This is a genomic window from Bacillus sp. SCT118, assembly GCF_058566435.1.
This window is the reverse complement of record NZ_CP191225.1, coordinates 291347-309478: the sequence shown is the minus strand read 5'-3', so window position 1 is coordinate 309478 and position 18132 is coordinate 291347. Positions and strand designations below refer to the sequence as shown.

The following is an 18132-nucleotide window of genomic DNA, read 5'->3' as shown; positions in this document are numbered from 1 at the left end:
ATTTCTGCAAAAACACGTATCAATTTCTGGAAAACATGGTATAATAATTGTAACAGAATGTTCAAAAAACAATCACAAAACAGACACAACTCAGTTCCTCTATTTCATTTTTGTAAACGTTATCACAAAATGAAAGGAGACGGGTATGATGGACATGTTTTTTGCTTACTTACTGGTTGCCAGCGCAACGCCTCTCTTTATTTGGCTTGATAACAAAAAAGTCGCACTCTCAGCTATTCCGCCAATCATTTTAATGTGGGTATTCTTCTTCTTTTACGCAACAGAAAGCCTTTCTCCACTTGGACACACTCTCATGATTATCTTGTTTGCCGTCAACGTCATTGTCGCTCATATCGCCGCATTTATCATTTACGGCCTTCCGTATCTTCGCAGAAAGCGAAGCAGCTGAAGACAGCAAAAAACCCTCTTCATTGGAAGAGGGTTTTTGTATTATTCGTTATGGCCTGAATGCTCTGAGTGTTCAGCGCCTCCAGGAGGATTTCCGTCCATATGGTCACCATGGTGATAGTGAGCCGCGAAAATCCAGATGGATCCAAGTACGATAACGATCGCGCCAAAGAATCCGAACAGCGTGTTTCCAACTTGGATCGTGCCGTTTTCGCTCTCTGTCATGTGCATGAACATGAGAAGCTGGAGCGCCGCCTGGATGAAGGCGAAGCCGAAAATGATCCAAAGTTTTGCTGATGAGCTTAGGTCAGTATACACTGCAACCCATAGAGCCAGCAGGGTCAAAACGATAGACAGTGCAAAACCTACAATGTGCTTCCATGGAAAGTGACTGTGTTCAGCAGATTTGTTTGCCATTTTACAGACCCCCCAATCCCATGAGATAGACACCTGTGAAGATGAAAATCCATACAACATCTAAGAAGTGCCAGTACAAGCTTGAGATAAAGATTTTAGATGAAGTTTGCGGAGTTAAGCCGCGTTTCTTCAACTGAATCAGAATTCCTGTGATCCAGAAAATCCCGATTGTTACGTGAGTTCCGTGAGTTCCAAGTAAAACAAAGAATCCAGACCAGAACGCACTTGTACCGAGAGATGCTCCTTCATGTACATAGTGGACAAACTCGTTGATCTCGCACCCAACGAAGCCGGCACCGAGAAGAAGAGTGATAATTGTCCAAATGACTACGCCTTTTAAACTTCCGCGACGCATTTCATGAACAGCGATCCCGCAGGTAAAGCTGCTGATCAGCAGCAAGAACGTCATAATCATTACCAGATTGACTTCAAATAGTTCGTCTGGCAAGACACCTCCAGCTGTTCTGTTTTTAAGAACGAAGAAGGTTGCAAATAGTGTTGAGAACAACACAATTTCTGCCCCTAAAAAGATCCAAAACCCGAGAATATTAAGTCTGCCGGTTTCAGATTGATATTCCATAGGCGCGTTAGAATTGCCGTGTTCTGCATGTTCCATAACTCACGCCTCCTTATTCGGAAATCTTTCTTTCCGTCTCTTTTATTTCATCAACACTAATGTAGTAGCCGTTGTCGTATTCGAATGAACGCAGAACCATGCAGAGCAGGACTCCGATCAATCCGACTACGCCCATCCAGTACCATTCAAATACCAGTCCAAAGCCAGCGAGACCGAAGGCAACAGACATAAAGAACGGTCTGCCTGAGTTGCTTGGCATATGGATTTTTTTGAATTTGCTTTCAGGGTATAATTCAGTTTTTTCTTCTTTCATATGCAGGAATGCATCTTGAGATTTGACTTCAGGAAGCACCGCAAAGTTGTAATGCGGCGGAATCGCAGAAGAAGTCGCCCAATCAAGCGTACGTCCCACACCCCATGAATCTCCGCTGATTTCACGAGTAGAGTAACGGAAGCTGTAGTAGATGTTATAGCAAAGGATTAAGAATCCTACACCCATCATGAAAGCTCCGACAGTTGAGATAAAGTTCAATGTTGTCCAGCCGTCGTTCGGTCCGTATGTGTAAATACGGCGAGGCATGCCTTGTAACCCCAAGAAATATTGCGGGAAGAAACAAATATTGAACCCGATCATAAAGATCCAGAAGAACCATTTTCCGATTCTTTCGTTCAGCTTGTGGCCGAACATTTTTGGATACCAGAAAATAAATCCGGCGAAACAAGCAAATACAGTACCCGCGATCAGCACATAGTGGAAGTGAGATACAAGGAAGTACGTATTATGGTATTGATAATCCGCTGCTGCCATCGCAAGCATAACCCCTGTAACCCCGCCGATAACGAAGTTAGGAATAAACGCAAGCGCCCACAGCATAGGTGTTGTAAAGCTGATTCGGCCTTTATACATTGTAAAGAGCCAGTTAAAGATTTTAACCCCGGTTGGGATTGAGATTGCCATTGTCGTAATTGAGAAGAATGAGTTAACGGACGCACTGTTCCCCATTGTGAAGAAGTGGTGAGTCCAAACTAAGAAACTCAATACAGAGATGGCGATAATAGAACCAACCATCGCTTTGTAACCAAACAATTGTTTTCTTGCAAAGCTTGAGATGATTTCTGAGAAAATACCAAACGCCGGAAGAATAACGATATATACTTCAGGATGTCCCCAAATCCAGAACAAGTTAGCCCAAAGCATCGGCATACCGCCTGCTTCCAATGTGAAAAAGTGAGCGCCAAACAAACGATCAAATGATAAAAGTGCTAATGCTACTGTAAGTACAGGGAACGCAAACACGATAATAACCATTGTGATCAGTGTTGTCCATGTGAACATTGGCATACGCATTAATGTCATGCCTTTTGTTCTCATTTTTAAGATTGTTACCATAAAGTTGATCCCTGTCATCAGGGTACCGATACCGGCAATCTGAAGTCCGAGGAGGTAGTAGTTCTCACCCGGCCCAGGGCTCATGTCGTTACTTGCAAGCGGCATATAACTCGTCCAGCCTGCGTTCGGAGAACCTCCGATAACGAAAGAAATATTGAAAAGCATCGCCCCTACAAAGAACGTCCAGAAGCTCAGGTTGTTCAAGTAAGGGAACGCAACGTCGCGGGCACCGATTTGAAGAGGCACAACAACGTTGATAAGACCGATTAAGAACGGCATCGCCATGAAGATGATCATGATTGTACCGTGAGTTGTAAAAATTTCATTATAGTGGTTTGAGTCTAAAAAACTGTTATTCGGAAGCGCTAGCTGGGCACGCATCATCAGACCGTCGACACCGCCGCGGAATAACATAATTACAGCAGATATAATGTACATGATTCCGAGTTTTTTATGGTCAACAGTAGTTATCCATTCAGACCACAGCCATTTCCACTTTTTGAAGTAAGTCAGTACAAAAATAATGGCAATGGTTGAAAGCGCAATGGAAACTTGTGCGCCCAGAATTAATGGGTCACCAGTTACGAAAAATTCGTCCCATTTGAATTTCATGCAGGCTTCCTCCTTTCCTGATCAATATCATTCTTCTGTATCATCAGACTTCTTAAATTCGTTTTTCTTTACGTTTTCAAACGGATCTGTTTTAGAGTGCGGTGAAACGGCTTGATAGCCAAGGCGTTTGCGCGCCTCCATCGCGTACTCAGCGTCTTGTCCGTGATCAACGTATTTCAAGTGAGTAGAAGAGAACGTTAATTCGTCCACATTTTCAGGAAGCATCAATTCATCATACTTCTCTTTTGTCAGCTTAGGAGCCTCGTTCTGAGTCTTTTTCACCCAGCTGTTAAAGTCTTTTTCTGTGACTGCATTCACATCAAACTCTTGGTCCGCAAAATGTTCACCTGTGAAGTTCGCATTGCGGCCTTCGTAAGTACCCACTTTGTCAGCCTGTAAGTATTGATCCATCAGCATTCCTGCCATCGCATATTTTTGTCCTCCAAGCTGAGGAATCCATAGCGAAGCCATTGAATCTGCAGATGAGATTTTGAACAAGATCGGGCGGTCGACAGGAATGTTTAAGTAGTTGACCGTTTCAATATCCTGTTCAGGGTAGCTGAATACCCATTTCCAGTCTACCGAAGTAGCATAAACAACAAGAGGCTCTTTGTCTTTTGTTGCTTCAGGAGCTTTTTCTAACGAATATATCGTCTGTACGGTTGGCACAGAAAGTGCAATGACGATTAAAATTGGGATCACTGTCCAGACTACTTCTAAAAACGTGTTACCGTGAATTTCTGGGTTATAAGATCCATTATCTTTGCCTTTACGGTCGCGGTATTTTACTAAAATAATGGTAAATAGAACAAAGACGACCCCGACGATAAACAGCATAAATCCGATAGATAACAGGATTAAATCACTTTGCTGTTCAGCTACAGGTCCTTTCGGATCTAGTACTGAAGCATTGCTGCATCCCCCAAGGACGAAAACCACAGTTAACAGCGCTAATACAAGCAACGGTTTTAATGCTCTGAACAAGAAGATCACCATCCTTCCTATTGATGTAATAAATCTGAAGTGCATACTTCCTCAAAATCTTTTCTCTACTTTGTTATGCTATCAAAAACTTCACATATTAGCTTTATTTTTTTATAAACTTCATCCCATTTTCGCTTAAATGTCATAAAATCGACAAAAATCGCTCCAACTTTATTCACATCTATCGCTTAAGATGAAAAGTTTCTAGTTATTTCCGCATATAAGTAAGAAAAGATGATGAAGAACTAATTCTGACAAATAAAGGTTTACCACAATAAAAAACTTAGGTCAATCAAAAATTTCATTTTGTTAAACTTTCTAGATAGGAATTATTTTTTCCTTGTCTAGCATCTTTTCACACGGTTACCATTTTAACGCATCAAATATTGAAAGAAAAGGCGCAATGAAGAGCCAATATGCTCTGAATTGTCCGTATTTTTTAATGAGAGCATCCAGTTGTTTATCTTATACAAAAAAGAGGAATGATATAAGCAAATAAATAAAAAATAGGATGTGTTGAATGATGAGTTTTCTTATTTCACTTATCGTCGCTATTATTATCGGATGGCTTGGAAGCCTGTTTGTAAAAGGAGATATGCCCGGAGGAATTATCGGGTCTATGATCGCAGGTCTTATTGGCGCCTGGATCGGACACGGGCTGCTTGGAACATGGGGGCCGCACCTAGCCGGATTTGCCATTATTCCAGCGGTAATCGGCGCAGCCATTGTTGTCTTTCTAGTAAGCCTGTTAACCAGAAAAAGAGGATAAAAGCAGCACCCGAAGCGTATGCGCTTTGGGTGTTTGTTTTGCCATAAAAATCGAAAAAGCCTCAACCTAGCGGTTGAGGCTTTTGACTGGTTTGACGCCCAACTGGTCGATAAACCTTCTGAAGGCCTGTTTTCCTTCCGTTGTCTGTTTAAACACACCGGCGTGTTCAAGAATGCGAGCGAATACATGTCCCAGCTCTTCTTTTATGACTAGATCTGCATTCTCTTTTGTTATGGTTCTTTTTTCCATCATCCGAATAGCCCACTCACTATGTTTTGCCGTGAGCGGATTTTGTTCTAAAGCTGTTTTCGGATCAGCAGAGCATAGCGCCGCTGCTGTTTCTTTCATTTCCTCCTGTAAGCGGCCCGGCAATATCGCCAATCCCATGACCTCAATCAGGCCGATATTTTCTTTTTTAATATGGTGAACTTCCTTATGGGGATGAAATATCCCTAAGGGATGCTCCTCATCCGTCCGGTTGTTCCTCAGTACGATATCGAGTTCGTACAAGTCTCCCCTGCGCCGCGCAATCGGTGTGACCGTATTATGGGGCGTATCGCCTGTATAGGCGGCAATGCCGGCTTTTTCATCGGAATACGTCTGCCACGTGCGGAAGATATGGTCAGCAGCTTCGGCGACATGACCCGGTTCGTCTCCTTGGAGCCTGAGCACAGACATCGGCCACTTCACTAAGCCCAGCGACACGCCGGGATAATCATTTAATTCATAAACGTCTTCCGCTTCTGCACGTGCCATTGGAAAATCATGCGCGCCGCCTTGGAAATGATCATGGCTTAGGATGCTGCCGCCGACAATCGGCAGATCCGCGTTTGAACCGATAAAATAATGCGGATATTGGCCAAGAAATGACAGCAGCCTTTCAAATGTTTTTTTGCTGATCTCCATCGGTTCATGTTCACCTTTTAAGACAATACAGTGCTCTGGATAATAGACATATGGCGAGAATTGCAGGAACCATTGTTCGTCCTCAAGGATGACCGGAATGATTCTGTGATTTTGCCGGGCTGGATGATTCACGCTTCCCTCGAAGCCGACATTTTCTTTACACAGCAAACACATCGGATAATTTGTCTGTTCCTGCTCTTTTGCAGCCGCAATCGCTTTCGGGTCCTTTTCAGGCTTTGATAGGTTAATGGTCATTTCCAGCTCGCCATATTCGGTCGGCACCGTCCAATGAACATTTTTGGCGATTCTGTCAGTCCGTATATAATAGACATCCTCTGAATATTGATAGAATTCCTTTGTCGCCTGTTTTGGGCCGTATAATGCTTTTGTCTCTTCAAATTTGCGAATGACCTCGGACGGGGCAGGTACAAAACAGCCCATCAGCTTTGCGCTGAGCAGGTCACGGTACGTATCTGTATCCGCTTCCATTCGGCCGGTTTCGGCAGCCCATTTATAGATGGGAGCAAGCAAGTCCGGCAGGCTTTGTGACTGCTTGATGCTGGTCCCGGAGACCGGCTCGGGATGTGTGATGCCCAGCGCTTCATAAAGACGGTTTCTCGTATATTCCCGATCCCAGATCGAAATCAATTTTCGTTCCAGGCCATACTCAAGCAGCTGTTCCAGATGTTCAATAATACTCATATGTCACTCCCCCTTTAGTTCTCTCGCTCCCTCTCCGATATCCGCGACATAAAAGTCCGCTCGGAGCCCTGTTTTTTCTTGATATCTGTCTCCAACCTTCTGAATAAAATCATCAACGAACTCATCTTTTACAATGCTGATGGTGCATCCGCCAAAGCCTGCTCCCGTCATTCTTGATCCAATTACACCTTCGTGATCCCATGCCGCAAACACAAGCTCATCAAGTTCAGGGCATGTTACTTCATAGTCATCCTTCAATGAAAGGTGGGATTCCTTCATTAACTGCCCGATTTCATCTATATTGTTCTCTTTGAACATATGGGCCGTCTTAATAGCACGATGATTTTCGTATACAGCGTGCTTTGCCCGGCGTCTGTTCGTTTCATTTTGGATCAGGCTGGAATGCGCATCGAAATCAGAAGGCTTGATGTCGCCCAGTGCTGCAATATCGAGGCCTTTTTTCAGATCAAGCAATGCATCATTGCATTCTTGGCGTCTCGTATTGTAGCTTGAGTCAGCCAATGTCCTTTTTTTGTTCGTGTTCGCGATGACCAGCGCGAGGCCTGAGACATTGAGTTTGCTATATTCATAGTCAAGCGTGTCGCAGTTCAGCAGCATCGCATGATGTTTTTTCCCCATTCCAATTGCAAATTGGTCCATAATTCCGCAATTGACGCCGATAAAATGGTTTTCCGCATGCTGCGCCATTTTCACAAGCTCAAGCGCATCTACTTCAGGATGTAAATAGCTTTGGAGCACGACCCCCATCAGCAGTTCAATAGAAGCGGAAGACGACAGCCCCGCCCCGTTTGGAATATTCCCTGAAAATACAATGTCAAAGCCATGGGGAACTGCATATCCCCTCTGTTGAAATTCATAAATCACGCCTTTTGGGTAGTTCGCCCAGTCGTCTTCTTTTTGATAGCGAATATCGTCAAGGCTGCATTCCTTGATGCCTGCGTTTTTAAAATTATCTGAATACATCCGGACAAGCCCGTCTTTTCTTTCTGCAACAGCAGCATATGTACCCATTGTCAGCGCGCACGGAAATACATGCCCGCCGTTATAGTCTGTATGTTCTCCAATCAGATTCACTCTTCCAGGTGCGAAAAAAAACCGTAATCCCTCTTTTTCTCCGAATACACTTGCAAATATCCCCTTTAGCTCTTCCCGCATGTGCAATCACCTTTCTGGTTTTTATTTTTTATTCCCCTTATTTCTCCATAGAAAACGGCAGATCATATGCTGCAGTCCTCTCATACCCCTTCTTCTTTTGTTTTTTTAAAGACGAGCCATTTGCTCGCAACATAGTTGACGACAACAATGACCGCGTTGTCGAGTATTTTGGCCAAGGTTTCATTTGTATTGAACTGGCCGACAAGAATGATCATCATGCCTAAATCTATGCCGAGAGACAGGACCCGAACGCTGAAAAAAGCAGTGAGCTCTTTCAGCAGGCTCTGCAGATCATGTGTTTTTTGCTGAAACACATATAATTTATTTGTTATATAAGCAAACAGCACGGACAAAATCCAAGCGGCGACAGTGGCGGCTTTGTAATCCACATTCATGATCTCTACCAATATATAAAAGCTGGCGATATTCACAATGGTTGTGAAAACCCCCATAATGATATACATAATTATTTCTCTATACTTCACTGATGTTCCTCGCTTTCTGCAAAACTTTTCAAAATTCTTGGCCTCTCGTGCTCTCTGTCTAAAGTGAAAAATACCGAGAGTGCGTCTAAAAAGCTGCGGAAGGTGGCTGGCTGGCCCAATACATATGATTGTTTGATGATTCCGTCGAGGACTGCACATATTATTTTAGCCGTATATTCAGGATCAATACAGGCGTCAATCAGCTTTCTCTCCTTCAGCCACTTAATATATAACACATTTTCTTCCACCCACAATTCGTACAGCCGGACATAGGCCTTGCATTTCTTTAAAACTTTATATGTCGGCATGTTCATGGCAAACGAGGTGATGTCCCACGACGGCTTATTTATGTAATAGGAATAAAGCAGTTCTGCAGCGTGTTTTGCAGCCTCGTCCAATGTCAGCGATTTCACTGACTCCCGCTCCATTTGATCAAGATACCCTATAATGATCTTTTTTTTCATCTGACGTTTTTCGAGAAGATACAGCAGAAAATCGTCTTTGCTGACAAAATGAACATAAAATGCTCCTTTGCTGTATCCGGCGGCTCTGCTGATATCTTCTACAGAAACCGGATCATACGCTCGGTCAATCAACAAATTCACGCCAGCGTCTATAAAACTTTCAAATGTTGCTTCTCTTTTAATTTGAAATTTGTTTTTTTTCATATTTTTCTCCTGGCGGTAATGATTACCCTTATATTACACCGGATCAATCTTTAGCGGTATTTATTTCTTTGAACGGTTATGCTATTCGGTTTCCCAGGGGTCATTTTTAATAGGCTAAATGATTTATTTTCATTTACATACTATCCAGTCAGTATTTAATTGTTTATTATTATAAATAAGGTCCATTGGTTATATTAGTCATTTTTTTAGGGAATAGGTAGGTGGTTTTTCCTTCAGTTTGTGAACACCGAGCAACTATGTGTGAAATTTGTTGTACTCGCCTCATCATCGCGCTGGCTTGTCTTTTATTGCCCGCATGTTGCAGGAAAACATTTTATACAATTGGAGGTTACTATGAAAACTCATGTTAAAAAAGATTTGGACAAAGGTTGGCATATGTTAATTCAAGAAGCTAGATCCATTGGATTAGGCATTCATGATGTGAGGCAGTTTTTAGAATCTGAGACAGCATCGAGAAAGAAAAACCACAAAAAAACCGTCCGGCAAGACTAGTCCGAACAGGCGGATCTATGTACCTCTGGCTTTTCTATCACCTGATCTGAGTTTTCACCATATCCTCTATTCAAAAGCAAATCGCTGCGCTGAGCTTGAGGACAAACGGTGTGTCAGCTAACTACGACAGACAGCCGGTGATGCGATCACCTCTTGGCACATGCATTGTCATAAAGAGGTGATGCGAACATGATAACCGTGCTCTGGTAAACAGCAGCTTTGCTGAGAACAAGCTGCATTCGGTGAGGTTTTGAAAGCAAACTCGTTTATACACGGCCGAGCTTGAAAACCTTCGCCTGTCTTTAGACCACTGTGTTCACCTCTTCACGACTTCCTTCTTTTTTCATCCTCCAGATATTGTTCAACGCATAAATCGGACTTTCAGTACATACCTATTGGTGTACCTTTTTGCTTACGTTTAGCGAATAAAAGGAGGAAAGCCATGTACAAAGCTGATTATAAACAGATTGCTGCAACGCCGTCTTTTCAAGCTTTTTTAAAGCAGAAACGCGCTTTTATTGTTCCTTCTGCGATTTTCTTTTTTGTCTTTTATTTTTCACTCCCTGTTTTGACATCTTATTTCACCTTTTTGAATGCACCGGCCATTGGAGCTGTTTCATGGGCTTGGCTGTTCGCCATCGCCCAATTCGCTATGACCTGGATACTGAGTACTGTGTATTCCCGGAGAGCCGCTCATTTCGATCGGTATGTAAGCGCTTTAAAAGAGGATCTGAAGGGTGAACAGACATGAATATGACTGCTTTTTTATTATTTTTGGCGATTGTTGGCCTGACGCTTATTATCACGTATTTTGCCGCGAAGCGGACGAAAACGACGAGTGAGTTTTATACGGCGGGCGGCGGGCTCACCGGTGTTCAGAATGGACTGGCAATTGCCGGTGACTACATGTCTGCCGCCTCGTTTCTCGGGATTGCCGGAATGATTGCGTTATATGGATTTGATGGCTTCTTTTACAGCATCGGTTTTCTGGTGGCTTATCTTGTTGTCTTGTACATCGTGGCGGAGCCGCTTCGGAATCTCGGAAAGTACACGATGGCAGACATGATTGCCGCTCGCTTTAAAGAAAAGAAAATCCGCGGTGTCGCGGCTCTCAATACCATTGCCATCTCTACTTTTTATATGATCGCCCAGCTCGTGGGGGCGGGAGCGCTGATCAAACTGCTTCTAGGGCTGGATTATACCGCGGCTGTCCTCATCGTCGGAGTGCTGATGACCATTTATGTCGTGTTTGGCGGCATGATCGCGACAAGCTGGGTTCAAATTATTAAAGCCGTTTTGCTGATGGCCGGCACACTCGTGATTTCGATTATCGTGTTTTCGAAATTCGGCTTTAGCCTTAATACCATGTTTGAACAGATGAAAACGGCTACTCCGCTGGGCGCTGATTTTTTGAATCCCGGAAATAAATACAAGGTGCCGCTTGAGACCTTGTCGTTAAACTTGGCGCTCGTGCTGGGAACCGCCGGGCTTCCGCATATATTGATCCGGTTTTATACCGTTAAGGATGCCAAGACGGCCCGTACATCCGTTGTGTCAGCGACATGGATTATCGGTGTGTTTTATATTATGACGGTGTTTCTCGGCTTTGGTGCCGCGGCATTTGTCGGTTTTGACGCGATTACGGCGGCTGATCAAGCGGGAAATATGGCGGCTCCGCTTTTAGCAAAAGCACTCGGAGGAGACTTTCTGTTCGCGTTTGTATCAGCCATCGCCTTTGCCACCATTTTGGCTGTTGTGACAGGGTTGGTGCTGTCTGCCGCCTCAGCATTTGCCCATGATATTTACAGCCAGATCATCAGAAAGGGAGAAGCAACTGAAAAAGAACAGATGAAAGCGGCCAGATGGGCTTCTGTCGCCGTGTCAGTACTCTCGATTCTCCTTGCGATTTTTGCACAATCCTTAAATGTGGCGTTCCTTGTTGCACTCGCGTTTGCGGTAGCCGCTAGCGCAAACCTTCCGCTGATTGTGTTTACTGTCTTCTGGAAACGATTCAATGCCTCAGGCGCTTTATGGGGCAGCCTGACAGGCCTGATCAGCGCGCTTGTGCTGGTGTCAATGAGCCCTAGTGTGTGGGACCCGGCCGGAGGTGCTATTTTTACCGGTGATCCGCTCATTCCGCTGTCTAATCCAGGGATTATTTCCATCCCGCTCGGCTTTCTCGGCGCGTGGCTCGGAACGGTGCTGTCGTCTGATAAAACAATTGATGAAGATACGTTTGCAGAAATACAGGTGAAGGCGCATACTGGCGTCCATATGGAACAGGAATAAAAAAAGCTCTCTTTATAGAGAGCTTTTTCCTTGTCTTTTCTTCTGTTCGTCAGAAATCGCTTTTTCAAATACATCCTTGCCGGCAGCACCCGGAATTACAGTGTCGCCAATAATAAAGGTTGGAACGGCTGTGATGTCAGCCTCTTCATAAGCGTGCTTCAAGGCTTGGCGCTGCACGTCCTGATATGTTCTTGTTTCCAGTGCTGATTTGAATGATGCACCGTCTAATCCCACTTCCTCGGCGAGCTTCGTCAAGATGTCAATGTCGCCGATATTTTGGCCCTCCTGGAAAAACGCCTGAAAGACACGGGTGTTGTATTCATGTCCTTTATTGTATTCCTTCGCAAAATGGAAGCCTTCAAACGCGAGGTCTGTATACGGATGGGGTGAGACGTTTGGAAAATTGATCTCGACTCCTAATTTCTCCGCCATTGGCTGAATTGATGTCTGCCACATGTACTGTTTGGAAGGATCATTGACCGGATCAAGCTGAGGAGATGGGCTTGGGCGCAGTTCAAACGGCATCCACTCGACTTCAACATCCTTTCCTTTTATCGCTTCTTCAAAAGCGGCTTTTCCAACGAAACAAAATGGGCAGACGTAATCTGAATAAACTTTAATGTGTACTGTCATGATAATCTCCTTTCGTATAAATTGATTTTAAACTGTAACAATTAAAGTTACAACTGTTTTTTAAATAAAGAAGCCGATTTAGGCTTCTTTTATGATTCCAGCAAACGCTGGGCAATATATTCTCCTTTTTTGCAGCCGCCTGGGCATGCATATAAAGCAGAACCGATTGTTTGTGTATATTCGTTTAACGCATCCTTTGCTGAAAGAGCCTTCAGCATCGGGATAAACTGATTGTCGGGATTTTTTTGAAAACTGATAAACAGAAGACCTGCATCCATATAGCCGGTTTTCGGATCAAGTCCTTCTGTGTAAGAGAAAGCTCTTCGCAAAATTTGTTTTCCCGTAGATTTCGCTAGACTGACGTGCGAATTAGACGGAATTTGATTCAGCTTCACGGGATCTGTTTCCTTTTTCTGCCCAAAAGGCGCCCCTGAGCTTTTTCTGCGGCCGAAGGTATCCTCTTGGTCCTTAAGGGAAGAGCGATCCCATATCTCAAGGAACATTTTGATTTTCCGAAAAGCCATATAGGTGCCGCCCGTCATCCAGTCAGGCTCACCGGACTGAATCCACACGATCGAGTTCATCAAGCTGTCATCCTCCGTGCTCTGGTTGCCTGTTCCATCTTTGAACCCGAAGAGGTTGCGCGGCGTTTCACCATTTTTTCCTCCGCTTAAAAAGCCTTTGTTCACAAAGCGGACCTCACAAGTGCCGACCGCTTGATTTAGCAGGTTACGCAGCGCGTGAAACGCCACTTGCTCGTCGTCTGCACATACTTGAATGCAGATGTCCCCGCCTCCCTGCTTTTCATCCAGGTTGTCATTGGGCATCGGTGGAAGAGCGGCCAGGTGCTTCGGTTTTTTGCTTTTCAGCCCGAAGCGGTCCTTCCCGTCTTTTTCAAAAAAGCCAGGCCCGAATCCGAATGTGACCGTTAAGTTGGAAGGGGATAAATCAGCAGACTCACCTGTATCCTGCGGCGGCAGATATTGATTTCTCTGCTCAGCTGACATTTTCTTTCCAGACGTCAGCATCTGTGTGAGACTTGTCCAGTTTCTAAATAACGTAATGATGTCGCTTTTGTCTTTTGCTGTTACATCCAGTGCAGCAAAATAGACATACGTCTGATGGGCAGTTGTGATTCCGGCCTGATGCTTTCCGTAAAACGGAACAATCTGTTCCTCCTCTTTTTCATCCTTTTTCGATGGCTTAGCCGCAGTCTGAACAAGCGGAGCGAGACCGCCGAGACCGCTGGCACCGATCGCAACGGCTGCCCCCGCCATCGCTCCCCATTTTAAAATGTCCCGTCTATGAATTTGTTCTGGCTTTTTTTGTTCATCGCTCATGCTGTTACAAAACTCCTTTTATAGCACATTCGCAATCTTCGACATGGTTTCAGAAAGAGTCGTCAGCTTTGTGCTCAGCTCTCTGATTTGCTTTTCACTTAATTTATCATAAGACGTATAGGACTGATCATTTGTTTTGTATTTTGCCATTAAAACTTCAAATTCGCTGAACTCCGTATCCAGTTTTTCCGTCAAGTCGGAGTGATCTTTTACAAGCGCGCTTTTCACTGTTTGATAAACGGCTTCGGAGCCTTCCACATTTGCCATAAGGTCAACTAAATCAATTCGTGAGTAGCGCTCTTCTTCTCCCGTAATTTTCGAAATTCCGGCTTCGTTCAGAAGCTCCATCGCGCCTGCAACAATTTGTTCAGGTGTTAATTTCAGTGATTGAATTGAACCGTCAAGCTCTTTTACATCCTTGAGAAGCTGGTCAGCTGTTGCCTTTTCCCCGGAAATATCTTGATCCTTCCAAATGGCCTTCTCAAGCTTATGGAAGCCTGTCCATTTGTCTCCTTCTTCAACATCGTTTTCTCGTGCATCAATTTTCGGGTCAAGATCTCCAAGGCTTTCAGCGATCGGTTCGATACGCTCGTAATAAACACGCGCTTTCGCATATAACGTTTTAGATTTTTCGATATCGCCGGATTTCACAGCGCTTGTAAATGCTTCAGTCGCTTTGACAAGCTGGCCACTCTGCTTTTTGACATAGCCTTTATACTCATCCGCTGCTTTTGCCAGCTGATCGCTAGCCTTTTTGCCGCTCTTCTTCGCTTCTGTCAGGTCTTCTAAGGACGCTTTCAGGGACTCGGATTCTGTCTTGATTTTTGCTGTATCCGGTTTGTCTTTTTGCGCTTCTGTGTAGATTGGCTGAAGATGTTTTTCGATTTCTGTATATTCGAATGGATAGTCGCTGCGAATGTCGTTTTCAAAGGAAAGCCAGTAGCTGTTTAACTCTTTCCCCTTCTTTTCAATCTCTTTTTGGTCTCCTTTTTCCGCTGAGTCATTCAGCTTGGAAATGATGGTTTCCATTTTATTTACGGATGCGGTGATTTCTTTAGTGACCCCGCTTTTTTCAGATGAAGCTTTTTCTTTGGTTGAAGATGTGTCGTTGGCTCCGCAGCCTGCGCACAGCGCAAGGATGCATCCGGCTGATACAGCGATTTTTGTGAAATTCATTTTGTCAGTTCCTTTCTGTTTGTAAAATGTTTTGCCGCTTCTGAAACAAGCGCAATCAGTAAAAAGAGTAAAATCAGCATTTGCGGAATCGTGCTGTACACAGACGGATAAATTCCTAGCACCGATACAGACGGCAGCCAGCTTTCTGCATCAGACGGAAGAATGCCCGCCAGTTGAAGGCTGTGAACGCCGGTTCCGAGAAATTTCACGCACATATACAGGACAACCGCCATTGATAGAAGAAAAAACGGCTTCAATGGAATGCGCATTCCGAGCTTGATCATCAGAACACCGACGATGACGAGAACGATAAGCCCTGCGGCAGTTCCGCCGATCAGTTCAGTGAGCGGGAGCTTCCCGACAAGCCCGATGAAAAAGATGACCGTTTCGAGACCTTCTCTTACAACTGCCAGAAATGCAATGAGCGCAAAGGAAAGCAGGCTTCGTTTTTTTAGTGCCTGTGACTTCTGGATATTGATTTTTTCTCTCCATTTATCCATTGAGGCGTTTCTGTGCAGCCACACCCCGACATACAAAAGCATGACAGCAGACAGTACGCCGGTAATGCCGCCAAGCAAGAAATTGTTTTCTCCGAATACACTGGAGGAGAACAGAACCGTGACACCGATGCCGGCTGCTAAGGAAACAGCCATGCCGGCGGACGCCCCGCCCCAGATCCATGCCGAGGAGCGCGTGACCCGCGCTTTTTTTGTCATGGTTAGTAGCGCTCCGATGACAAGGAGAGCCTCCATTCCTTCACGAATCGGGATCAGCGCCGCGTCCCACCAGCTGTAGCTGCTAGAAGCGATCGGCTCGAGCAATTGAATCATTTCGTCAATTTGCTTTGATACCTTTTCGGGATGGCTGCCGATCTCCGCCTTCATCAGCGCCAGATTTTCCTCCGATGTCGTATAGGCTTCTTTCGATTGGGACACGACGTCTCCCTCAACGGCGAGCCAGGATGTAACTAAATTGTCGATTGCGGATGACGCTTCATCCAATTGTTTTTTTTCTATTAACTGTTTTGTGTCTTTCAAGCTGTGTATATAGGCTGTTAAGGACGCCCTTGATTGACCTGAGGATGTCTTTTTCAGCACGACAGCCTGCTGGTAGGTTTCTAAATGAGATGAAAGCTCTTCAAGCTGTGATTTGAGCTTGCCTGCGTCTTGATTGATAAAAGAAAGAGAAATCATCGCGATATTCGCGTCCATTTCACTGTGAGAAGAAAGGTTTTCTTTCTTAATAGAAGGTTCTTCTTTTTTCCACTTCGCTTTGAAGGTGTCAAACGTTTGTTGTGCCGAATCCATATCCCCGTCTTTTACGGATTTGATCATTTGCTTGTTTAATTGAATTAATGCGGCGATCGGATCATCTTCCGCATGTGCCGCAGAACCGAAAACCATCAACAAGCTGAATAGAATAAGTGCCAGCCCCCGAGCCATCATGTTCCTCCTATAATTGAAAATGATTATCATTGTATAACATAATCATAGCCAGTTCCTGTCCTTTGTCAATTAAAATTTGAAGGTCTGAAAACCTTGATGGACAGCAAAAAAGCTGTCCTTTTACAGAACAGCCCTTTGAAGGAAAATGAACGATTATCTTCCTGTTTTATACGTTTGAATTTCCTCACGAAACTTGCGTGCAGCACTCTCAGGATCCTCCGCCTGACTGATGGCGCTGATCATACTGACACCATCGGCCCCCGCTTGGATAACAGGTGCGGCATTATCTATTGTGATTCCGCCGATGCCGACAATTGGAATGCTGATGCCTTGGCGGCGCACTGCTTCGATAAGAGATACACCCTGTACCGCTCTCGTATCCTTTTTCGTTTCAGTCGGATAGATCGGCCCAAGCCCGACATAATCCGCTCCGTCTTCTTCGGCTTGCTTCACCTCAGACATCGTATGGGCAGAAACGCCGAGAATCATATCACCTATGGCAGCTCTTACCTCTTTCGCATTTGCGTCTTCCTGGCCGATGTGGATACCGTCAGCTTTCAGCTTCAGAGCCAATTCCACATCATCATTGACAATGAACGGAACACCAGCTTCACGGCAAGCTGCCTGCGCTTTTTCAGCAAATTTAATCCGAGCCTCTCCTGTCAGCGCATCCCCGCCTTTTTCACGGAACTGGTACAGGGTGGCACCGCCTTTTAACGCTTTTTGTACAACTGTAACAGGATCGGCTTTCGTATTGTTTGACCCCATAATGAAGTAAACAGATAATAACTCTTTCATCATTTCCCGAGAAATACGAGTCATGAGACAGTCACCCTTTCTATAGTCGCCCATTCTTGGACGTCTTGTTCAGTAACAGTTGAAAGCTTGTTCAGCAATTCAATCTGAAAGCTTCCAGGGCCTTTGTCAGCCGTCTGCTGTGCGGCAAGCTGAGCGGCGACCCCATACGAAGAAATGGCCGCAATAGCAGCAAACAATGAATTTTCTTCCACAGCGCAAAACGCACCGACGACGGAAGTCAGCAGGCAACCGGCGCCTGTCACTTTTGTCAGCAGCTTGTGGCCGTTATGAAGGGTGTATACATGTGACGTGTCGGCTATGACATCAACTTCACCAGTAATCGCAATGACCGTGTTTAGCTTTTGTGCCGCTTGCTGAGCCAGCCGGATGATGTCGCCTCCGCCTTCACCCGCATCAACACCTTTGATCAGCCAATCCGTCACACCGACGGTATGGGCAATTTCCGCCGCATTTCCTCTGATTGCAGCAAGGCGAACCTCACGAATGATGTCACGTGCCGATTCAGTTCGGAACGGTGTTGCTCCGGCACCGACAGGATCAAGAATGACGGGAACGCCATGTTCATTAGCTGATTTTCCCGCGATGATCATCGCTTCGACTGACTCCTTGCTCAGTGTTCCGATATTTAAAACGAGTGCACCCGCAATCTTCGCCATATCGGCGACCTCTTCTTTTGCGTACGCCATAACGGGCGATGCGCCGAGCGCGAGCAGGCCGTTTGCTGTGAAATTCGTTACGACATTGTTGGTTATGCTATGCACCAGTGGGCTATGCCGGCGGACAGCAGTAAGACATTTTGCTGCTGATTGTGCATCCATGTTTG

At 45.0% G+C, this 18132-nt stretch carries 19 protein-coding genes; 5 read left to right on the top strand and 14 right to left on the bottom strand.

Annotated features, from left to right (window positions below):
* Positions 1–145: 145 nt before the first annotated feature.
* Positions 146–409 (top strand): spore morphogenesis/germination protein YwcE, encoded by a 264-nt coding sequence (gene ywcE / locus ACQVGT_RS01570; protein ID WP_003227411.1) that lies wholly within the window; start codon positions 146–148, stop codon positions 407–409.
* Between the two features lie 41 nt (positions 410–450).
* Here the strand turns inward: ywcE and qoxD are convergent, their stop codons facing one another.
* From qoxD to qoxA, 4 genes are read right to left on the bottom strand one after another with little or no spacing between them, the layout of a single operon-like run.
* A complete protein-coding gene (gene qoxD, locus ACQVGT_RS01565; RefSeq protein ID WP_015384989.1) occupies positions 451–825 on the bottom strand; it encodes a cytochrome aa3 quinol oxidase subunit IV in 375 nt (124 codons plus the stop codon).
* A gap of 1 nt (position 826) precedes the next feature.
* On the bottom strand, positions 827–1441 hold the full coding sequence (gene qoxC, locus ACQVGT_RS01560) for a cytochrome aa3 quinol oxidase subunit III (protein WP_015384990.1): 615 nt from the start codon (positions 1439–1441) through the stop codon (positions 827–829).
* Between the two features lie 13 nt (positions 1442–1454).
* Positions 1455–3404, bottom strand: coding sequence for a cytochrome aa3 quinol oxidase subunit I (gene qoxB, locus ACQVGT_RS01555; protein ID WP_003227407.1), 1950 nt, complete (start codon positions 3402–3404; stop codon positions 1455–1457).
* Between the two features lie 27 nt (positions 3405–3431).
* Positions 3432–4397, bottom strand: a complete 966-nt coding sequence (gene qoxA, locus ACQVGT_RS01550; RefSeq protein WP_010886637.1) for a cytochrome aa3 quinol oxidase subunit II — start codon at positions 4395–4397, stop codon at positions 3432–3434.
* Between the two features lie 514 nt (positions 4398–4911).
* On the opposite strand from qoxA, the gene ACQVGT_RS01545 reads away from it, so the two are divergent.
* Positions 4912–5157, top strand: coding sequence for a GlsB/YeaQ/YmgE family stress response membrane protein (locus ACQVGT_RS01545; protein WP_009968363.1), 246 nt, complete (start codon positions 4912–4914; stop codon positions 5155–5157).
* A 66-nt stretch (positions 5158–5223) separates the two neighbouring features.
* On the opposite strand, the gene galT is transcribed toward ACQVGT_RS01545, so the two are convergent.
* The 4 genes from galT to slrC form a co-directional block, all read right to left on the bottom strand.
* The gene (galT, locus tag ACQVGT_RS01540) at positions 5224–6765 is read right to left on the bottom strand and encodes a UDP-glucose--hexose-1-phosphate uridylyltransferase (RefSeq protein WP_015483870.1); all 1542 of its coding nucleotides are present in this window, start codon (positions 6763–6765) and stop codon (positions 5224–5226) included.
* Between the two features lie 3 nt (positions 6766–6768).
* Positions 6769–7941 (bottom strand): galactokinase, encoded by a 1173-nt coding sequence (locus ACQVGT_RS01535; RefSeq protein WP_015384993.1) that lies wholly within the window; start codon positions 7939–7941, stop codon positions 6769–6771.
* An 80-nt stretch (positions 7942–8021) separates the two neighbouring features.
* Positions 8022–8405: a GtrA family protein gene (locus tag ACQVGT_RS01530; protein ID WP_003227398.1), complete on the bottom strand. Its 384-nt coding sequence runs from the start codon at positions 8403–8405 to the stop codon at positions 8022–8024.
* A 17-nt stretch (positions 8406–8422) separates the two neighbouring features.
* Positions 8423–9094, bottom strand: coding sequence for a transcriptional regulator SlrC (slrC, locus tag ACQVGT_RS01525; RefSeq protein ID WP_015384994.1), 672 nt, complete (start codon positions 9092–9094; stop codon positions 8423–8425).
* A gap of 354 nt (positions 9095–9448) precedes the next feature.
* Between slrC and slrA the strand changes: the two genes are divergently transcribed.
* The 3 genes from slrA to ACQVGT_RS01510 all read left to right on the top strand — a co-directional run bounded on the left by slrA (position 9449) and on the right by ACQVGT_RS01510 (position 11896).
* Positions 9449–9607, top strand: coding sequence for a transcriptional regulator SlrA (gene slrA / locus ACQVGT_RS01520; RefSeq protein WP_003243648.1), 159 nt, complete (start codon positions 9449–9451; stop codon positions 9605–9607).
* Between the two features lie 442 nt (positions 9608–10049).
* Complete coding sequence (locus ACQVGT_RS01515; protein WP_003222190.1) at positions 10050–10358, top strand: DUF485 domain-containing protein; 309 nt, start codon at positions 10050–10052, stop codon at positions 10356–10358.
* Positions 10355–11896 carry a solute symporter family protein gene (locus ACQVGT_RS01510; RefSeq protein ID WP_003227390.1) on the top strand — a complete coding sequence of 514 codons (1542 nt, stop codon included), beginning with the start codon at positions 10355–10357 and terminating at the stop codon, positions 11894–11896. Before ACQVGT_RS01515 ends, ACQVGT_RS01510 begins: the two co-directional genes overlap by 4 nt.
* A gap of 12 nt (positions 11897–11908) precedes the next feature.
* On the opposite strand, the gene ACQVGT_RS01505 is transcribed toward ACQVGT_RS01510, so the two are convergent.
* The 6 genes from ACQVGT_RS01505 to thiM all read right to left on the bottom strand — a co-directional run bounded on the left by ACQVGT_RS01505 (position 11909) and on the right by thiM (position 18127).
* Positions 11909–12529, bottom strand: coding sequence for a DsbA family oxidoreductase (locus ACQVGT_RS01505; protein WP_014478353.1), 621 nt, complete (start codon positions 12527–12529; stop codon positions 11909–11911).
* Between the two features lie 89 nt (positions 12530–12618).
* A complete protein-coding gene (gene efeB / locus ACQVGT_RS01500) occupies positions 12619–13869 on the bottom strand; it encodes an iron uptake transporter deferrochelatase/peroxidase subunit (protein WP_015384996.1) in 1251 nt (416 codons plus the stop codon).
* Between the two features lie 18 nt (positions 13870–13887).
* On the bottom strand, positions 13888–15045 hold the full coding sequence (gene efeO, locus ACQVGT_RS01495) for an iron uptake system protein EfeO (protein ID WP_015384997.1): 1158 nt from the start codon (positions 15043–15045) through the stop codon (positions 13888–13890).
* The gene (gene efeU / locus ACQVGT_RS01490; RefSeq protein WP_015483871.1) at positions 15042–16487 is read right to left on the bottom strand and encodes a ferrous ion permease EfeU; all 1446 of its coding nucleotides are present in this window, start codon (positions 16485–16487) and stop codon (positions 15042–15044) included. The genes efeO and efeU overlap by 4 nt, the downstream gene beginning before the upstream one ends.
* A 156-nt stretch (positions 16488–16643) precedes the next feature.
* Positions 16644–17312 (bottom strand): thiamine phosphate synthase, encoded by a 669-nt coding sequence (thiE, locus tag ACQVGT_RS01485; RefSeq protein ID WP_015483872.1) that lies wholly within the window; start codon positions 17310–17312, stop codon positions 16644–16646.
* On the bottom strand, positions 17309–18127 hold the full coding sequence (gene thiM, locus ACQVGT_RS01480; RefSeq protein ID WP_015483873.1) for a hydroxyethylthiazole kinase: 819 nt from the start codon (positions 18125–18127) through the stop codon (positions 17309–17311). The genes thiE and thiM overlap by 4 nt, the downstream gene beginning before the upstream one ends.
* Positions 18128–18132: the final 5 nt, after the last annotated feature.